The organism is Kerstersia sp., assembly GCF_052103615.1.
Taxonomy (GTDB): Bacteria; Pseudomonadota; Gammaproteobacteria; order Burkholderiales; family Burkholderiaceae_B; genus Kerstersia.
This window is the reverse complement of record NZ_JBQEKA010000006.1, coordinates 29,264-45,348: the sequence shown is the minus strand read 5'-3', so window position 1 is coordinate 45,348 and position 16,085 is coordinate 29,264. Positions and strand designations below refer to the sequence as shown.

Annotated in this window: 17 protein-coding genes; 12 read left to right on the top strand and 5 right to left on the bottom strand. The window is 62.1% G+C overall.

What is annotated here, in order from left to right; translation table 11 throughout:
• Positions 1–99 precede the first annotated feature (99 nt).
• From ACTJGZ_RS03135 to ACTJGZ_RS03080, 12 genes are all read left to right on the top strand, one after another.
• Positions 100–1,026, top strand: a complete 927-nt coding sequence (locus ACTJGZ_RS03135; RefSeq protein ID WP_441661489.1) for a LysR substrate-binding domain-containing protein — start codon at positions 100–102, stop codon at positions 1,024–1,026.
• Between the two features lie 186 nt (positions 1,027–1,212).
• The gene (locus ACTJGZ_RS03130; protein ID WP_441661488.1) at positions 1,213–2,694 is read left to right on the top strand and encodes a 2-hydroxymuconic semialdehyde dehydrogenase; all 1,482 of its coding nucleotides are present in this window, start codon (positions 1,213–1,215) and stop codon (positions 2,692–2,694) included.
• Between the two features lie 39 nt (positions 2,695–2,733).
• Positions 2,734–3,537: a fumarylacetoacetate hydrolase family protein gene (locus tag ACTJGZ_RS03125; protein ID WP_441661533.1), complete on the top strand. Its 804-nt coding sequence runs from the start codon at positions 2,734–2,736 to the stop codon at positions 3,535–3,537.
• An 84-nt stretch (positions 3,538–3,621) separates the two neighbouring features.
• Positions 3,622–4,398, top strand: a complete 777-nt coding sequence (locus ACTJGZ_RS03120) for a 2-keto-4-pentenoate hydratase (protein ID WP_441661487.1) — start codon at positions 3,622–3,624, stop codon at positions 4,396–4,398.
• Positions 4,391–4,825 carry a RidA family protein gene (locus ACTJGZ_RS03115; RefSeq protein WP_441661486.1) on the top strand — a complete coding sequence of 145 codons (435 nt, stop codon included), beginning with the start codon at positions 4,391–4,393 and terminating at the stop codon, positions 4,823–4,825. The genes ACTJGZ_RS03120 and ACTJGZ_RS03115 overlap by 8 nt, the downstream gene beginning before the upstream one ends.
• Positions 4,826–4,829: 4 nt before the next feature.
• Complete coding sequence (locus tag ACTJGZ_RS03110) at positions 4,830–5,405, top strand: 3-hydroxyanthranilate 3,4-dioxygenase (RefSeq protein WP_441661485.1); 576 nt, start codon at positions 4,830–4,832, stop codon at positions 5,403–5,405.
• A gap of 6 nt (positions 5,406–5,411) precedes the next feature.
• Positions 5,412–6,404, top strand: a complete 993-nt coding sequence (locus ACTJGZ_RS03105; RefSeq protein WP_441661484.1) for an amidohydrolase family protein — start codon at positions 5,412–5,414, stop codon at positions 6,402–6,404.
• A 479-nt stretch (positions 6,405–6,883) separates the two neighbouring features.
• Positions 6,884–8,068 (top strand): ABC transporter substrate-binding protein, encoded by a 1,185-nt coding sequence (locus tag ACTJGZ_RS03100; protein ID WP_441661483.1) that lies wholly within the window; start codon positions 6,884–6,886, stop codon positions 8,066–8,068.
• Positions 8,069–8,086: 18 nt separating this feature from the next.
• Positions 8,087–9,007 (top strand): branched-chain amino acid ABC transporter permease, encoded by a 921-nt coding sequence (locus tag ACTJGZ_RS03095; protein ID WP_441661482.1) that lies wholly within the window; start codon positions 8,087–8,089, stop codon positions 9,005–9,007.
• 7 nt (positions 9,008–9,014) lie between these two features.
• Positions 9,015–10,004 (top strand): branched-chain amino acid ABC transporter permease, encoded by a 990-nt coding sequence (locus tag ACTJGZ_RS03090; RefSeq protein WP_441661481.1) that lies wholly within the window; start codon positions 9,015–9,017, stop codon positions 10,002–10,004.
• Entirely contained in the window at positions 10,001–10,840 is an 840-nt protein-coding gene (locus ACTJGZ_RS03085; RefSeq protein ID WP_441661480.1) for an ABC transporter ATP-binding protein, read from the top strand. Before ACTJGZ_RS03090 ends, ACTJGZ_RS03085 begins: the two co-directional genes overlap by 4 nt.
• The gene (locus tag ACTJGZ_RS03080; RefSeq protein ID WP_441661479.1) at positions 10,837–11,553 is read left to right on the top strand and encodes an ABC transporter ATP-binding protein; all 717 of its coding nucleotides are present in this window, start codon (positions 10,837–10,839) and stop codon (positions 11,551–11,553) included. The genes ACTJGZ_RS03085 and ACTJGZ_RS03080 overlap by 4 nt, the downstream gene beginning before the upstream one ends.
• Positions 11,554–11,656: 103 nt before the next feature.
• Here the strand turns inward: ACTJGZ_RS03080 and ACTJGZ_RS03075 are convergent, their stop codons facing one another.
• The 5 genes from ACTJGZ_RS03075 to ACTJGZ_RS03055 form a co-directional block, all read right to left on the bottom strand.
• Complete coding sequence (locus tag ACTJGZ_RS03075; protein ID WP_441661478.1) at positions 11,657–12,361, bottom strand: ABC transporter ATP-binding protein; 705 nt, start codon at positions 12,359–12,361, stop codon at positions 11,657–11,659.
• Positions 12,354–13,142, bottom strand: a complete 789-nt coding sequence (locus ACTJGZ_RS03070) for an ABC transporter ATP-binding protein (protein WP_441661477.1) — start codon at positions 13,140–13,142, stop codon at positions 12,354–12,356. The genes ACTJGZ_RS03075 and ACTJGZ_RS03070 overlap by 8 nt, the downstream gene beginning before the upstream one ends.
• Complete coding sequence (locus ACTJGZ_RS03065; RefSeq protein WP_441661476.1) at positions 13,139–14,119, bottom strand: branched-chain amino acid ABC transporter permease; 981 nt, start codon at positions 14,117–14,119, stop codon at positions 13,139–13,141. The genes ACTJGZ_RS03070 and ACTJGZ_RS03065 overlap by 4 nt, the downstream gene beginning before the upstream one ends.
• The gene (locus ACTJGZ_RS03060; protein ID WP_441661475.1) at positions 14,116–14,994 is read right to left on the bottom strand and encodes a branched-chain amino acid ABC transporter permease; all 879 of its coding nucleotides are present in this window, start codon (positions 14,992–14,994) and stop codon (positions 14,116–14,118) included. Before ACTJGZ_RS03060 ends, ACTJGZ_RS03065 begins: the two co-directional genes overlap by 4 nt.
• Positions 14,995–15,089: 95 nt before the next feature.
• Positions 15,090–16,085: ABC transporter substrate-binding protein (locus ACTJGZ_RS03055; RefSeq protein WP_441661474.1), on the bottom strand; the 996-nt coding region annotated here is incomplete at its 5' end.

Sequence of the window (16,085 nt, the reverse complement as noted above, 5' to 3'; positions counted from 1 at the left end):
CCTAGGGGTGATCCCCAATACAGCCGCGCCATCCGGCTGGCAACGGGGCTGATGCAGTATCGTGTACGCCTGCATGCAGGCGTACAGGAGCACCGCACCATGAAATTCTCGAAACTGACGTTGGCCCGCCGGCTCAAGTTCAATCAGCTGGCCATTTTCGAGAAGGTGCTCGCCTGCGGCTCGCTGCTGGCCGCGGCGCGTGAGCTGCATATGACGCAGCCCGCCATCAGCAAGGCCATCCAGGAACTGGAAGAACATTTCGGCCAGCCCTTGCTGGTGCGCTCCAGCCGGGGCGTGACGCCCACCAATTTCGGTTTGATGCTCAAGAGCCACGTCCAGTCCGTGATGGCGGACTTGCGGGTGCTGGCGGACGATCTCAATGCCTGGAATGAAGGCGTGTCGGGCAGGGTGATGGTGGGCTGTCTGCTGGCGGCCTCGGCGCAGTTGCTGCCGGCCGCCATCGTGCGCTTGCGTGAGGTGGCGCCCAATGTCGTGGTGCAGGTCAAGGTCGGGGTCAATGACAAGATGTTCCCGGAATTGCTGCGCGGCGAGCTGGATGTGGTGGTGGGGCTGATTCCCGCCCATGAAGGGGGCGGCGAGTTCAGCCATGTGCCGCTTTATACCGAGAAACTCTGTGCCGTCGTGGGCCGGCAGCATTGGCTGGCGGCCAGCGTCGGGGTGAAACCGGCGCAGCTGGAGGGGCTGGACTGGATTTTGCCGACTTCGGATTCGGAAGCCTTCCATTCCATCGACGCTTTTTTTGAAAAGCTGGGCATGGCCAGGCCCAAGCAGATCGTAGAGTCGGTTTCCATCATGACCAACCTGGGTTTGCTGGTGGAATCCGATATGGTTGCCTTGATGCCATTCAAGGTGGCGCGCCGCTTCGTCAACCTGGGCCTGATCACCATCCTGCCCATCGGGGTGGATATGCCTTTTGGCGAAGTGGGTTATACCCTGGCGAAAGACCGCAGCGTGACGCCTGCCACGCAGCGTTTGCTGATGATGCTGCACGATGTGACCGTCTGACTCAGCAGGCCGAGCTATTCCTGATGTTTATAGCGCGGGCCGAAAAATTCATTATTCAAGTCGAAGTCCCTTGGATAGAGTGCCATCAGGTTCAGGCCATTCCCGCCCTGGTTTCCGCCCAGTCGGAATACGGCCGGGTTTGCCACGGCATGTCCCGTTTACCGGGCGCTTTCCAAGGAGTTTCACTTGTCCAGGTTCCAGCTTCCGGCGTCGCTGCGGCAGACGCGTAATTATGTCGATGGCCAGTTTGTGGCCACGTCCAAGACCTTCCAGAATGTCTGTCCGGTAGATGGCAGCGTCCTGGCCGATGTCCATGAGGCCGACAAGGCGCTGGTGGAACGCGCGGTGGCGGCAGCCCGCCGCGCCGTCGAAGGCGAGTGGGGCCTGGCGGATGCGGCCGAGCGCGCCAAGTATCTGTATCGTGTGGCGGATATCATCGAGCGGCGCTTCGAAGAATTCCTGGCAGCGGAAGTCGCCGATACCGGCAGGCCGCTGAGCCAGGCGCGCCAGCTGGATATCTATCGCGGCATTCACAACTTCCGCACCTTTGCCGACCTGGCCAAGGTGGCCAACACGGATTTCTTTGAAACGCGGCTGGGTGACGGCACCAAGCTGATCAACTATGTCACGCGCAAGCCGCTGGGCGTGGTGGCGAGCATTTCGCCGTGGAATCTGCCGATTCTGTCGCTGACCTGGAAGGCCGCGCCTGCCTTGATCTGCGGCAATGCCGTGGTTTGCAAGCCGTCCGAGGAAACGCCATCGACAGCGACTCTGGTGGCCGAAGCCTTTGATGAGGCAGGCGTGCCGCCGGGGGTCTTCAATGTCATTCATGGCTTCGGGCCGGGCTCTGCTGGCGAGTTCCTGAGCACGCATCCCGACATCGACGCCATTACCTTTACCGGCGAGTCGCGCACCGGGACTGCGATCATGAAGGCGGCCGCCGAGGGCGTCAAGGAAGTGTCTTTTGAACTGGGCGGCAAGAATGCTGCCGTGGTGTTCGCCGATGCGGATTTCGATGCGGCGGTTGACGGCATTGTGCGCTCCAGCTTTACCAATGCCGGCCAGGTTTGCCTGTGTTCCGAGCGCGTGTATGTCGAGCGCTCCATCTTTGACCGTTTTGTGGCGGCCCTCAAGGCCAAGACCGAGGCCTTGAAGGTGAGCTGGCCCGATGATGAAGGCGTGTTCATGGGGTCGCTGATCTCGCGCGAGCACCGTGAAAAAGTGTTGTCCTATTTCGATCTGGCCGTTCAGGAAGGCGCTACGGTCGTGACCGGCGGCAAGGTGCCGGTGTTTGGCGACGCGCGTGATAACGGCGCCTATGTGCTGCCGACGATCTGGACCGGCCTGCCGGACGATGCCCGCTGCATGCGCGAGGAAGTCTTCGGCCCGGTTTGCCATATCGCGCCCTTCGATAGCGAAGAAGAAGTATTGCGCCGCGTCAATGACAGCGCCTATGGCCTGGCAGCCAGCATCTGGACGACCAATCTGTCCCGCGCCCACCGTGTCAGCCCGCAGATTCATGTCGGGATTGTCTGGGTCAATACTTGGTTCTCGCGGGATCTGCGCACGCCTTTCGGGGGCGGCAAGCTGTCCGGCATCGGCCGTGAGGGCGGTCGTTTTTCTCTCGATTTCTATTCGGAAACGACCAATATTTGCGTCAAGGTCTGAGCGGCCTGCCGCATGGCAATCAACAGAAATGAGGACGGCATGAACGATGCTTTGCAGGCCTTGGCGGAACGCCTTTGGCAAGCCCAGGAAAGCGGTGTGCCCGCGGCACCGGTACGTGAGGAAATCGCCCGCCTGGCGGGTGACGGCGGCGATGCGCTGAGCCTGGCTTATGCCGTGCAGGCCTTGCTGACCGAACGTCACCAGCAGCGCGGCGCGCGGCTGGTGGGGCGAAAAATCGGCCTGACTTCACGCGCGGTGCAGCAGCAGCTGGGCGTGGATGCGCCGGATTTTGGCGCGCTGTTTGCCGATATGGCCTTTGGCGATGGCGAAGAGATTCCCTGGTCGCGCACCATGCAGCCCAAGGCCGAAGCGGAGATTGCGCTGGTATTGGAACGGGACCTGGCGCATGAGCGCCATACCTTCGCCGACGTGATTTCGGCTGTGGCCTATGCCTTGCCAGCCATAGAGGTAGTGGGCAGCCGGATTGCCAATTGGGACATCCGTCTGGTGGATACCGTGGCGGATAACGCGTCGTCCGGCCTGTTCGTGCTGGGTTCACGCCCGGTGCGCCTGAGCGCGCTGGATCTGGTGCGTTGCGGCATGGTGATGGAATGCCGTGGCGATCAAGTCTCGGTTGGCGCAGGTGTGGCTTGCCTGGGGAACCCCTTGAATGCGGCAGTCTGGCTGGCCGATACGATGGTCCGGCTGGGGGCGCCGTTGCGCGCGGGCGATGTCATCCTGACGGGCGCGCTGGGCCCCATGGCGGCGGTGCGGCCAGGGGATGTCGTCAGCGCGTCGATTGAAGGCCTGGGCAGTGTGACCGCGGCGTTTTCCGCGAACTGAATGAGTGGCGGCGCGCATAGGCGCCCGCCAGGAATGCAATAAGGCCGGGCCGGGCAGGTAGGCGCTGGCAGGGAGAAGTCAACCATGAGTGTGGATATCCAGTCCATCGCCGGGCAGCTTGATGGCGCGGCGTTGCACCGCCAGGCCGTGCGGCAGTTCGCGCCCGGCAGTTTCACTTTGGCGCAGGCCTATGACATTCAGCGGGCCTCGGTGGCTTGCCGGGAGTCGCGCGGCGATACCGTCTGCGGCATCAAACTGGGCTTTACCAGCCGCGCCAAGATGGTGCAGATGGGCGTTGATGATTTGATCTGGGGCTGGCTGACCAGCCATATGCGCGAAGAGGAAGCGTCAACCGTTGATCTGGGCAAATACATCCATCCTCGGGTGGAGCCTGAAGTCTGCTTCCTCACGCGCCGCGCGATCGACCGCCCGCTCAATGCGCTGGAAGCCGTGGATTATCTGGAAGCGGTGGCCCCGGCGCTGGAAATCATAGATTCGCGCTACGAGAATTTCCGGTTCAGCCTGGAAGATGTCGTGGCGGATAACTGCTCATCGGCAGGAGTGGTCGTGGGCGGCTGGTCGCGCCGTTTCGATGCGCTGGACAATGCCGGGGTGTTGGTGGCACAGGACGGCCGCGTGACGCTGGCAGGCTCCACGTCCGCCATTCTGGGCCATCCGTTGCGCGCGGTGGTGCAGGCGGCGCGTTTGGTGGCGGCAGCGGGCCTGAGCCTGCCTGCCGGTTCGCTGATTATGGCCGGCGCGGCAACCGCAGCGGCGGCGTTGGCGCCGGGGCAGCATATCCGGGGCGATATCAATGGCCTGGGCCGGGTCGAATTCTTTACGGGAGGGCAGCATGGCTGATCACAAGGCAGGAGTCATCCAGGGCAAGGCGGTGCCGCGCGGCCGTTTCCCGCATTACCGGCGCGCCGGTGACTTTATCTTCGTCTCGGGCACCAGCTCGCGGCGTCCCGATAACACCTTCGAAGGGGTGCAAGTCGATGCGCTGGGCGTGACCAACCTGGATATCCGGGCGCAAGCGCGCGCGGTGATCCGCAATATCGCCGACATCCTGGCCCATGCCGGCGCCGGGCTTGAGGACACAGTCGAAGCCCAGGTGTTTCTGGTCAATATGAATGATTTCGGCGGCTTCAATGAAGTCTGGGCCGAGTTCTTTGATGAAAACGGCCCGACCCGCACGACGGTCGCCGTACACCAACTGCCGCATCCCCATCTGTTGATAGAGATCCGCGCCGTGGCCTACAAGCCGCAGGCCTCTTCCCAGGAGTAGGACCATGATGAATTTCAAGTACGGCTATCCGCTGAATTTCCAGAAGTGGCTCAACGAAAACGAACACCTGCTCAAGCCGCCGGTCGGCAACCAGCAGATCTGGGCCGATGGGGATTTCATGGTGACGGTGGTGGGGGGCCCCAATCAGCGTTCGGATTTTCACGATGACCCGGTGGAAGAGTTCTTCTATCAGTTCAAGGGCAATGCCTTTTTGCTGGTGTGGGACCGTGGCCAGTATGAGCGGGTGCATCTGAAGGAAGGCGATATGTTTCTGCAGGCGCCGCACGTCAAGCATTCGCCGCAGCGCCCTGAAGCCGGCAGCCTGTGCCTGGTGATAGAACGCCAGCGTCCGCTGGGCAGCAAGGATGCCTTGCAGTGGTGCTGCGCGCGCTGCGGCAATCTTGTGCGGCGCTACGAGATGCAGCTGGAAAGCATCGTGGCCGACTTGCCGCCGGTCTATGAGCAGTTCTATGCCACGACCGATGCGGAGCGCACTTGCCAGTCCTGCGGCGAGGTGCACCCGGGGCGGGATTTCCAATCCTGGCACCGTACTCTGAACCAATACTTTCCTGAGCAGTGAGCCGCCATGATTGACATCCACTCGCACTTTTTCCCTCCTATCAGCGCAGCGACTGCGGCGGCGGCCAATCCGGGGCGCGCGCCCTGGCTGCGGATAGATGACGATGGCCGGAATGGCCAGATCATGGTGGGCGACAAGCCCTTCAGGCCGGTCTATCAATCGTTGTGGGATCCGCAGTTCCGCTTGCAGGAAATGGATCAGCACGGCATCGACATTCAGGTGAATTGCGCCACGCCCATCATGTTCGGCTATGCCTGGGACGCCCAGGTGGCGGCGGATTGGGCGGCCCGGATGAATGAGGAAGCGCTGGCCTTTGCCGCGGCGGACCCGCGCCGCCTGAAAGTGCTGTCGCAAGTGCCATTGCAGGACCTGAAGCTGGCTTGCGCGGAGGCATCACGGGCGCAAAAGGCGGGCTGTATCGGGGTGCAGATCGGTAACCACGCCGGGGACCGCGACCTGGATCATCCTGAAATGGTCGATTTCCTCATTCACTGCGCCAATGAAGGGATTCCGGTGTTTGTGCACCCCTGGGACATGATGGGCGGCAAGGAGCGCATGCGCCAGTGGATGCTGCCCTGGCTGGTGGCCATGCCAGCGGAAACGCAGCTGGGCATGTTGTCCCTGATCCTGTCTGGCGCGCTGGAGCGGATTCCCGAATCACTGAAAATTTGCTTCGCGCATGGCGGGGGCAGCTTCGCTTACACGCTGGGCCGTGTGGACAATGCCTGGCGCCATCGCGATATCGTGCGCCAGGATTGCCCGCGCCCGCCTTCCGAATATGCCCGGCGCCTGTATGTGGACAGCGCTGTCTTCGATGAAGGCGCACTCAATCTGCTGGTGGACGTGATGGGTGTGGACCATGTCATGCTGGGGTCGGATCAGCCTTTCCCGCTGGGTGAGCAGGAGGTCGGCGCTTTGGTCCGCAGTGCGGGATTCCTGTCGGCAGAGGGGCGCGCCCGCATTCTTGAGAAAAACGCGATTGAATTTTTCAGTCTCTGATTCTTCGCGGACTCATAGCAAACCCCTATTTCTTTTCAGATAATCCCTAGCAATTGCTGCAGCAGCAATTGCTAGGGATTTTTTAATTAGTCTCCGGCAATGAATCTAAGGGTAAATGCTAGGCCTGGAATTATTGTATTTTGCAGTGCAGCATAAATGCGCCATAACCGGGCATACGGCGCTGAAATAGCGGAATTGCAATGCGCAAAGAAATGAAATGCACCGTGCCAATACAAGGGGATTATTGCGTTGCATCAAATTGGGGCATTCAGGCAAAGGGTATTCCACATCTTTATAGCTGACGGTCAAAAAATGATTATCCAGGGCTTGCGCGGTTGGCTACATTCAGCTGGCAGACCTGTGTTTTTTCAGGAACACGCTAGGTTTTCAGGCAGTCGCGAAGGATTCCTGAATGAAATATGGCCATCAGTTGGCGACACGGTCTTTTCTAATCAAATGATGTGAACCGGGGAGCAATCATGAAGCGGAATGTCTTTTCCAGTATTTCCTTGGGCCGCGCGCTGGCAGCGGGTGTCATGGCAGGCAGCTGTGTTATTGCCAATGCAGCGGATCCGGTCAAGGTCGGGATTGCACTTGATATCTCTGGGCCATTTGCCGCGCTGGGCGCGGAAGCGCGTGACGGCTTTGATCTGGCCATCGAACAATTGGATGGAAAATTGGGCGGGCAGCCTGCCGAATTCATCAAGACTGATTTCGCCGGCAGCCCGGAACAGGCGACGCAATTGGTGCGGCGCTACTTGCAGCGAGACAAGATCGACTTCTTCACCGGCCCGATTGCGTCCAACTCGGCGCTGGCCGTCATGCCGCTGCTGGCCAAGGACAAGGTGCCATTCATTTCCAGCAACCCCGGCCCCAGCCAGCTGGCGGGCAAGCAGTGCAGCCCCTATTTCTTCGCCCAGTACCAGAATGACAATTTCGATGAGGCGGCCGGTAGCCTGGCCGATGCCAAGCAATTCAAGAAAGTGGTGATCCTGGCGCCGAACTACCCGGCTGGCAAGGACCACATGGCAGGCTTCAAGCGGACCTACAGCGGCGAAGTCCTGGACGAAATCTATACCAAGGTCGGCCAGCTCGATTACTCGGCGGAAATCGCGCAAATTCGCAGCGCCAAACCGGATGCGGTGTATTTCTTCCTGCCGGGCAGCATGGGCATCAACTTCATCAAGCAGTATGTTGCCGGAGGGTTGAAGGAAGTGCCGCTGGTGGCGCCCAACACGGTGGACCTGGACATCATCCCTGCCGTGGGTGACGATGCGCTGGGCATCCTGAACACCTCTCAGTGGGTGCATGACCTGCCGGTGCCAGCCAACCAGGCGTTCGTGCAGGCGTTCCGCCAGAAGTACGACGGCCGTTATCCGTCTGCCTATGCCGCGATGGCCTATGACTCCATTCTGGCCATGGACGCTGCCGTGCGCGAAGCTGGCGGCAAGGTGGATGACCGCGAAGCGCTCGTCAAGGCACTGGAAAAGGCTTCCTTCGATTCGATCAAGGGCCCCTTCAGCTATGGCGCCAACCATTTCCCTGTGCAGAACTTCTATCTGCGCGTGGTGGATAAGGATGCTGATGGCAAGTACGTGAACCGTCTGGTTGAAACCGTGCTGGAAAACCATCAGGACACCTACGTTTCCGAGTGCAAGCTGTAAGCAGGCGGGGAGCGGCACATGGACGGCATCTTCATTTTCGAGCAATTGCTCAACGGCCTGGGCTACGGGCTCATGCTCTTTCTGATTGCGGCAGGCCTGACGCTGATCTTCGGCATCATGGACACCATGAACCTGGCGCATGGCTCCATGTTCATGGTGGGGGCTTATGTCGCAGCGCGCGTCCATGCTGCCAGCGGGTCTTTCCTGACCGGCGTGCTGGTGGGCGTCGCGGTGACGGTGGTGCTGGCTGCCGTGCTGGAGCTGGCCATCATCCGGCGCCTGTACCGGCGCGATCACCTGGCGCAGGTGATCGCCACCTTCGGCATCATTCTGATCGCCGATGACGCGGTTAAGGCAATCTGGGGGGCGGCCCCCATCATGGCGGCCATGCCGGCCTCGCTGGCCGGACCGGTCACGCTCATGCCAGGCCTGCCGTATCCGGCCTACCGGCTGATGCTGCTGGCAGCGGGCGTGCTCGTGGCGCTCGGCCTGTATTTGCTGGTGAACCGTACCCGCATGGGCATGCTGGTACGGGCCGGGGCTTCCAACCGCATCATGGCGGAATTCATGGGTGTGCGGGTCAGCCATGTGTTTTCGTTCGTCTTTGCCCTGGGGGCGGCGCTGGCGGCCCTGGCAGGCGCGCTGATGGGCCCGATCAGCGCGGTGCAGATCGGCATGGGGGAAAGCATTCTGATCCCGTCGCTGGTCGTGGTGGTCATTGGCGGTATCGGCTCGATACGCGGCGCATTCATTGCCGCCTTGATCGTGGGTTTCATCGACACCGCAGGGCGGGCCTTTCTGGCGCCGGCCTTCAAACTGATCATGCCGCCAGCGGTGGCGGCGGATCTGGGAGCGGCGCTGGCCGGCGTTGCGGTGTATGTCTTTATGGCGGTTGTGCTTGCCATCAAGCCCGCCGGTCTTTTTTCTGCACGCGCGTGAGGGCGATATGACAACTTCTGCTTTCACTGGCACGACGGCAACCGTTCAGGCGCCGTCCAGGCCGCCAGCACGGCAATGGACGCCCTGGCTGCTCTTGTTGGCGCTGGCCATCTTTCCCTGGGTGGCGCCCTTGCTGCAGCTGGAGTACTACGTGGGCTTTGTCGAGCGGCTGCTCATCATGATGATCGCCGCCTCCAGCCTGAATTTCATCCTGGGTTATGGCGGTATGGTGGCCCTGGGCCATGCGGGTTTCATCGGCGTGGGCGCCTATGCGGTCGCTGTCATGGTCGAGGCCGGCCACGATTCCGCCTGGCTGATCTGGCTGATGGCCATTGCCGCGGCCGCAGTGTTTTCCGCGCTGATTGGCCTGGTCGCGCTGCGCACGCGCGGGGTCTATTTCATCATGATTACCCTGGCGTTCGCGGAGATGCTGCATTACGTCGCCGTCTCGGTGCGCACCTATGGCGGAGACGATGGCTACAGCATCTATTCGCCGCTCAGCCTGGGCGGGGTGTTCGACAGTATGGAATATGGCCTGTACTGGGTTGTGCTGGCCTGTGCGGCGCTGTTGTTCATGCTGATGAGCCGGGTTGCCGGTTCGCGTTTCGGCCACGCGCTCAAGGGCGCGCGCGATAACGAAGTGCGCATGGCTGCCATGGGCTACCCGGTGTTTTTCATTCGCCTGGCGGCATTTGTGGGCGCCGGAGCCGTCGCCGGCCTGGCGGGCGCCATGCTGGCGACTCACGACGGCTTTGTCAGCCCTTCGCTGATGGACTGGACGCAATCCGCCATTCTGATCGTCATGGTGGTGATTGGCGGGGTCGGCAACCGCTGGGGGGGCGTGATCGGCGCCGGGCTGTGGCTATCGCTGCAGGAAGGCTTGCGCATGTTCACCGAATACTGGCACTGGCCGCTGGGCGTGCTGCTGCTGATCATCGTGTTCTACGCGCCGGATGGCATCGCTGCCCGGTTGCGCCGCAAAAGGAGCGCGGCATGAGCCTTTTTCATACGGAAGGTCTGGTCAAGCGTTTTGGCGGCCTGCTGGCGACAGACCATGTTTCGCTGGAAATCGAACGCGGCCAGATTCATGCCCTGATCGGGCCGAATGGCGCGGGCAAGTCCACGCTGGTGAACCTGATTTCCGGCCTGCTGAGCGCCGATGAAGGCCGTATTGTGCTGGAAGATGTGGATCTGACAGCGATGAAACCGTATCAGCGGGTGCGCGCCGGTTTGTCGCGCTGTTTCCAGATCACCAACATCTTCCGCAACGATACGGTGCGCGACAACCTGATGCTGGCGGCGCAGGCGCACGATGGCAGCAGTTTCCGCTTTCTGTCGCTGCGCCAGCATGAGGAAACGCTGTTGGCGCGGGCGGAGGAACTGGCCCGCCAGGTCGGCCTGGGGCATGAGCTGGACCGGGTAGCCGGAACCTTGTCGCATGGCGCGCAGCGGCGCCTGGATGTCGCGCTGGCGCTGGCTTCGCGCCCCAAACTGCTGCTGCTCGATGAGCCGATGGCAGGTATGGGCGCCGAGGATTCCATGCAGATGGTGGACATGATTCTGGCGCTGCGCAAAGAAGCCGCCATCCTGTTGATTGAGCATGATATGGATGCTGTCTTCAAGCTGGCCGACCGGATCACCGTGCTGGTCTATGGCAAGGTGCTGACCTCGGGCAATGCTGAGCAGATCCGCGCCGACGCGCGGGTGCAGGAAGTCTATCTGGGGGATGAAGAAACCGCAGCCGCAGAAGCAAACATCGCAGCCAACACAGACGCCAAAACCGCAGCAGAAACAGAAACCGCCAATAATGCCACGCCGGAGGTAGCGCCATGAGCCGTGAACCCTTGTTGTCCTGCCGGGGGATCCATGCCGGTTATGGCGCCAGCCAGGTGCTGTTCGATGTCGGTCTGGATATCCACGAAAAGGAAGTCGTCACCTTGCTGGGCCGCAACGGCATGGGCAAGAGCACGACGATTAAAACCATTATCGGGGCGCTCAAGGCGCGCCAGGGTGAAATGAGTTTCGGCGGCAAGCCTATTGGCCGCATGCGCCCGGACGCCATCGCCCGGCTGGGCGTGGCGGTGGTGCCTGAGGGCCGCATGTGTTTTCCCAACCTGACGGTGGAAGAGCATTTGCTGGCGTTTGCGGATAACCGCAGCGGCCAGCCCGATGGCTGGACGCTGGAGCGTATTTATGACGTATTCCCCCGGCTCAAGGAACGGTCGCGCAACCTGGGCTGGCAATTGTCGGGCGGCGAGCAGCAGATGCTGGCCATCGGCCGGGCCTTGTCCACGAACCCGCGCTTGCTGATTCTGGATGAAGCCACCGAAGGCCTGGCGCCGGTGATTCGCGAGGACATCTGGCGCTGCCTGGCAACGCTGCGCGCCGCCGGGCAAACCATCCTGGTCGTGGATAAATATGTGCAGCGCCTGTTGAGCCTGGCTGACCGTCACATCATCCTGGAACGTGGCCGCGTGGCCTGGCAGGGAAGTTCGGCGGAGCTGGATGCCGACCGCAGTCTCTGGAAAACGTATCTGGGCGTGTGAGCGGCAGCGCTGTGGCGGTTCCTGGCCATTGCGCTGGCTGGCGCCGGTGCGCCTAGGAGATGGCGTTGGCGCTAGGCGGGGCAGCGTGCCGCCCCGCCTAGGCTCATACGCCAAGATAGGCCTGTTGTATCGCCGGGTCTTGCGCCAGTTCGTCACTCTGGCCATGCCTGACGATGCGGCCTTCGCTCAGCACATAGGCGCGGCGGGAAATGCGCAGGGCCATATAGGCGTTTTGTTCGGCCAGCAGCACGGACACGCCCTGGTCGCGCAATTGGGCGATGGCGTCGAAAATTTCCGCGACGATCTTCGGCGCCAGGCCCAGTGATGGCTCATCGAGCAGCAACAGGCGCGGGCGGCTCATCAATGCCCGGCCGATGGCCAGCATCTGCTGCTCGCCGCCCGACAGCGTGCCGGCTTGTTGCGTGAGCCGTTGGGCGAGCTTGGGAAAGCGTTCCAGCACCTGTGCGAAATCCGTCTTGATTTGCCGGGTGCCGTGACGGTGGTAGGCGCCCATCAGCAGGTTTTCCTTGACGCTGAGCGGCGCGAACACCTGCCGGCCTTCCGGCGACAGCGCCAGGCCGCGCTGCACGCGGCTGGCGGCATCCAGGCCATCTAGCGGCTGTCCGTCGAACTTGATATTGCCCTGACGATGCTGGCGCAGGCCGGCCAGCGTATTCATGATGGTGGATTTGCCGGCGCCGTTGGCGCCCAGCAGGCAGGCGATTTCGCCCGGCTGCAAATGCAGGTCTATGCCGTGCAGGATCTGCGCGGCGCCTATCCAGGTGGAAAGTCCGTGGACATCAAGCATGGCTGCCTTCTCCCAGATAGGCGTCAAGCACGGCGGGGTCGTGCCGGACGTGTTCCGGTGAACCTTCGCTGATGAGCTTGCCGTTATTGAGGACGGAAATATGATCTGACAAACGCATGACCACCCGGACATTGTGTTCCACCAAGACAATGGTGACACCTTGGCGGTTCAGGGCGAGAATGGCTTTTTCCGCGTGTTCGATGGCGTCGGCTGGCAGGCCTGCCAGGGGCTCGTCAAGCAGAACCAGCACCGGTTCCGATGCCATGGCGCGGGCGATTTCCATCAGCTTGCCTTCGCCATAGCTGAGCGCGCGCGCGGGCTGTGCGGCTTTGCTGGCCAGGCCGAGCTGATCCAGCAGCGCCATGGCCAGCGCCTGGCCTGCGGCGTTTTCCTGGCGCTGGCGGCGCGAATGGAACAGCGCATCGAACAAGGTGCTGCGGGTGCGGATGTGGCGGCCTACCATCACGTTTTCCAATACCGTCATGTCGGGAAAGATCTGCAGGTTCTGGAAAGTGCGGGCCATGCCCAGCCCGGTACGCGCATGGGGCGGCAGGTGTTCGATGGCCTGGCCCTGGAATCGGACGCTGCCGCCAGTGACAGGGTTGACGCCGGTAATCAGGTTGAACAGGGTGGATTTGCCCGCGCCGTTGGGGCCGATCAAGGCATGGATGTCGCCGGGCCGCACCTGCAGCGTGACGTCATCGACCGCGGCCAGGCCGCCAAAATGCTTGCTGACCTGTTGCAGTTCGAGAATGGGCGCGTCCGTCTGGGCCGGGTTCATAGTGTGGCTCCTTTCCGGCCAGCCTGGCGCCGTGCCCGCCAGCTGGCCAACCCGCCTGCGATGCCGCCGGGCATGAAGCCGACGACCAGAATCATGGCGGCGCCCAGAATCAGTAATTCGGTGTCATGGAAGCTGCGGACCAGCTCGGGCAGGGCAGTGAAAATCAGCGCGCCGAAAAACGCGCCCCAATACTGGCCGAAGCCGCCGACTGCCACCATGACCAGCAGCAGGATGGAAGTCGAGAAGGAAAATGAATCGGGTGAAATGAACAGGTTTTGATGGGCGTAGAGCGCGCCTGCCAGCCCGGCCAGCATATTGGCCAGGACGAAAATCGTCAGCTTCTGCCGCAGCACCGGAATGCCCATGCAGGCTGCGGCAATATCGCTGGAGCGGATGGCGCGCAAAGCGCGGCCAGTGCGCGAGCTTTGCAGGAACGACAGGCTCAGCATGACCAGCCCGGTCAGCAGCCAGCACAGCAGATAAAAATTTTCCGGCAAGGAAAGATCCCAGCCTGCCAGGGTATAGGGGGGAATGCCGATTAGGCCGTTGGGGCCGCCAGTCCAGGCCACCAGACCGACCAGCAGCACGGAAATAATGGCATTGAAGCCCAGCGTGGCCATGGCCAGATAATGGCCGGACAGGCGCAGCGTGGGCCAGCCGATCAGCACGGAAAACAGCCCGCAGGCCAGCATGGCGGCCAGCGTGCCCAGCCAGGGCGAGGTATCCAGATGCACGGCCAACATGCCGCTGGCATAGGCGCCTATGCCCCAGAAGGCGGCGTGCGCCATCGACGTCAGGCCGGTGTAGCCCACCAGCAGGTTCAGGCTGGCGATCAGCAGCAGATTGATGAAAAAAGTGCCACCCAGGCTGACCAGATAATCATTGGGCGCAAGCCAGGGCCAGGCGAGTAGCAGCACCCACAGACCGGGCAGCAGCACGGGGGAGCGGTCGCGTGGCAGGACAGGCGTGGTGTTCATAGTTTGGTGACCTCCGCTTTGCCCAGCAGGCCTTGCGGGCGCAGCATCAGCACCAGCAGCAGGACCAGGAAGGCGGCGGCATCCTTGAATTGCGAAGTGACAAAGCCGCTGACCAGTGCTTCTAGCAAGCCCAGCAGCAAGCCCCCCAGGGTGGCGCCGAACAGGCTGCCCAGGCCGCCCAGCATGGCAGCGCTGAAGCCTTTGAAACCCAGCATGGCGCCGCTGTCATAAGACATCAGCGTCAGCGGTGTGATGATGGTGCCGGCCAGCCCGCCGACCGCTGCGGCAATGACGAAGGAGCCCAGCACGACGCGATGATGGCGGATGCCGACCAGCGCCGCGGCTGACGGGTTGGCTGCGGCGGCCCGCATGGCGCAGCCCCAGCGCGTATGGTTGAAGAACAGCTGCGCCAGGATCATGAACACCAGGGTGATGCCCAGTATCCACAGCGTTTGCGTGGCGACGCTGGCGCCCCACAGCGGTACGAAGGGTGTGTCCGAAAGGCCGGGATAGCCGACCGGATTCTTGCCCAGGCTCAGCATCACCAGGCTTTTGGAGAGCAGGGCAATACCGACGGTGACCAGCGTAATGGCGAAAGGTGTCTGGTTCAGCAGCGGGCGGATCAGTAGCCGTTCGGTCAGGCCGCCGATGACGGCGACTGCCAGGCCCGCCAGCAGGCAGGCCTGCCAGACGGGCAGCTGGGCGTCATTGAAGCAGAAGGCCGCCAGCAGGCCGCCCATCATCACCCATTCGCCTTGCGCGAAATTCAGCGCGCCCGTGCTTTTGAAAATGATGTTGAAACCGACGGCAATCAAGGCATAGATACTGCCCGTGCCGAGACCGGAGAGAATGATTTGCAGAGTGGAACTGTCCACGGTGGCAATCCTGGCAGATAGATCGCGGCACTGCCGGCAGCGGGCTGCCGGCAGTGCCGTGGCGGTCGGGCCGGCGGGTGCCTGGCCCGGCCGGGTTACTGATAGTCGTGCAGGCGGAAGGCGCCGTCTTCCCACTTGATCAGGACGATGTCGCTTTTGGACAGCCCTGAATGGCGTGCGGATGAGAGGTTGAAGGTGCCGCCCACGCCGTGGAAATCCTGTACCTGTTCCAGCGCCTGGCGGGTTTTGTCCTTGTCACCCTGGCTGCTTGCCAGCGCCTGGCGCGCCAGCTGGATGGCGTCATAGGTCTGCGCGACATACTGATTGGGCTTGCGGCCATATTTGGCTTCAAACTTGTGCGTCAGGTCTTCGATGACGGCCTTCTGGCTGTCGCCGTCCGGCAGGTCGGCGCCGACCGGAAACTTCACCGATACCAGCAGCACATTGCCCGCGCTATCGCCTGCCAGTTCCATGTACTTCTGCGACACGAAACCATAGCTATGGATCAGTTCGCGGTCGGTCAGACCCAGTTGCGTGGCCTGTTTGTTGAAGATCACGCCGGCGGGCGTCACGGTCCAGCACAGCACGGCCTGGGCATCGCTGTTCTTGATGCGCGTGAGCTGCGGCGTCAGGTCGGTGTCGCTGGGGGAAAAGGCTTCAAAGCTGACATCCAGGCCCAGTTCTGGCGCCAGTTTTTTCAGCTCTTCGGCGGCCGCCTGGCCAAAACCGCTGGTGTCATGCAACAGGGCAACGCGGGTAATCCCCTTTTTGTCGAAGTAATCCTTCAGGCGCTCGAAGACCTGGCGGTCATCCACCGTGCTCTTGAAGGCCCAGGGACGTTGCGCCGCCGGATCCACGATGGATACCGCGCCTTCGGTGGAAATGAAGGGGGTCTTGGCCTGGGCGCTCAGGGGCACCATGGCCTGGGCGATACCGCTCATATTGCCGCCGCCCACGATGATGTCCACCTTGTCCTGGGACAGCAGGCGGCGGGTGGCGGTCAGCGCCTTATTGGTCTGGCTCTCGGCGTCGTAGAACACCCATTGCACCGGCCGGCCATCAATGCCGCCGGCGGCGTTGATTTCGTCTAT

Coding starts and splice junctions, on each gene's coding strand:
- ACTJGZ_RS03135 (WP_441661489.1), top strand. CDS start 100: ATGAAATTCTCGAAACTGACGTTGGCCCGCCGGCTCAAGTTCAATCAG.
- ACTJGZ_RS03125 (WP_441661533.1), top strand. CDS start 2,734: ATGAACGATGCTTTGCAGGCCTTGGCGGAACGCCTTTGGCAAGCCCAG.
- ACTJGZ_RS03120 (WP_441661487.1), top strand. CDS start 3,622: ATGAGTGTGGATATCCAGTCCATCGCCGGGCAGCTTGATGGCGCGGCG.
- ACTJGZ_RS03115 (WP_441661486.1), top strand. CDS start 4,391: ATGGCTGATCACAAGGCAGGAGTCATCCAGGGCAAGGCGGTGCCGCGC.
- ACTJGZ_RS03110 (WP_441661485.1), top strand. CDS start 4,830: ATGATGAATTTCAAGTACGGCTATCCGCTGAATTTCCAGAAGTGGCTC.
- ACTJGZ_RS03105 (WP_441661484.1), top strand. CDS start 5,412: ATGATTGACATCCACTCGCACTTTTTCCCTCCTATCAGCGCAGCGACT.
- ACTJGZ_RS03100 (WP_441661483.1), top strand. CDS start 6,884: ATGAAGCGGAATGTCTTTTCCAGTATTTCCTTGGGCCGCGCGCTGGCA.
- ACTJGZ_RS03095 (WP_441661482.1), top strand. CDS start 8,087: ATGGACGGCATCTTCATTTTCGAGCAATTGCTCAACGGCCTGGGCTAC.
- ACTJGZ_RS03090 (WP_441661481.1), top strand. CDS start 9,015: ATGACAACTTCTGCTTTCACTGGCACGACGGCAACCGTTCAGGCGCCG.
- ACTJGZ_RS03085 (WP_441661480.1), top strand. CDS start 10,001: ATGAGCCTTTTTCATACGGAAGGTCTGGTCAAGCGTTTTGGCGGCCTG.
- ACTJGZ_RS03080 (WP_441661479.1), top strand. CDS start 10,837: ATGAGCCGTGAACCCTTGTTGTCCTGCCGGGGGATCCATGCCGGTTAT.
- ACTJGZ_RS03075 (WP_441661478.1), bottom strand. CDS start 12,361: ATGCTTGATGTCCACGGACTTTCCACCTGGATAGGCGCCGCGCAGATC.
- ACTJGZ_RS03070 (WP_441661477.1), bottom strand. CDS start 13,142: ATGAACCCGGCCCAGACGGACGCGCCCATTCTCGAACTGCAACAGGTC.
- ACTJGZ_RS03065 (WP_441661476.1), bottom strand. CDS start 14,119: ATGAACACCACGCCTGTCCTGCCACGCGACCGCTCCCCCGTGCTGCTG.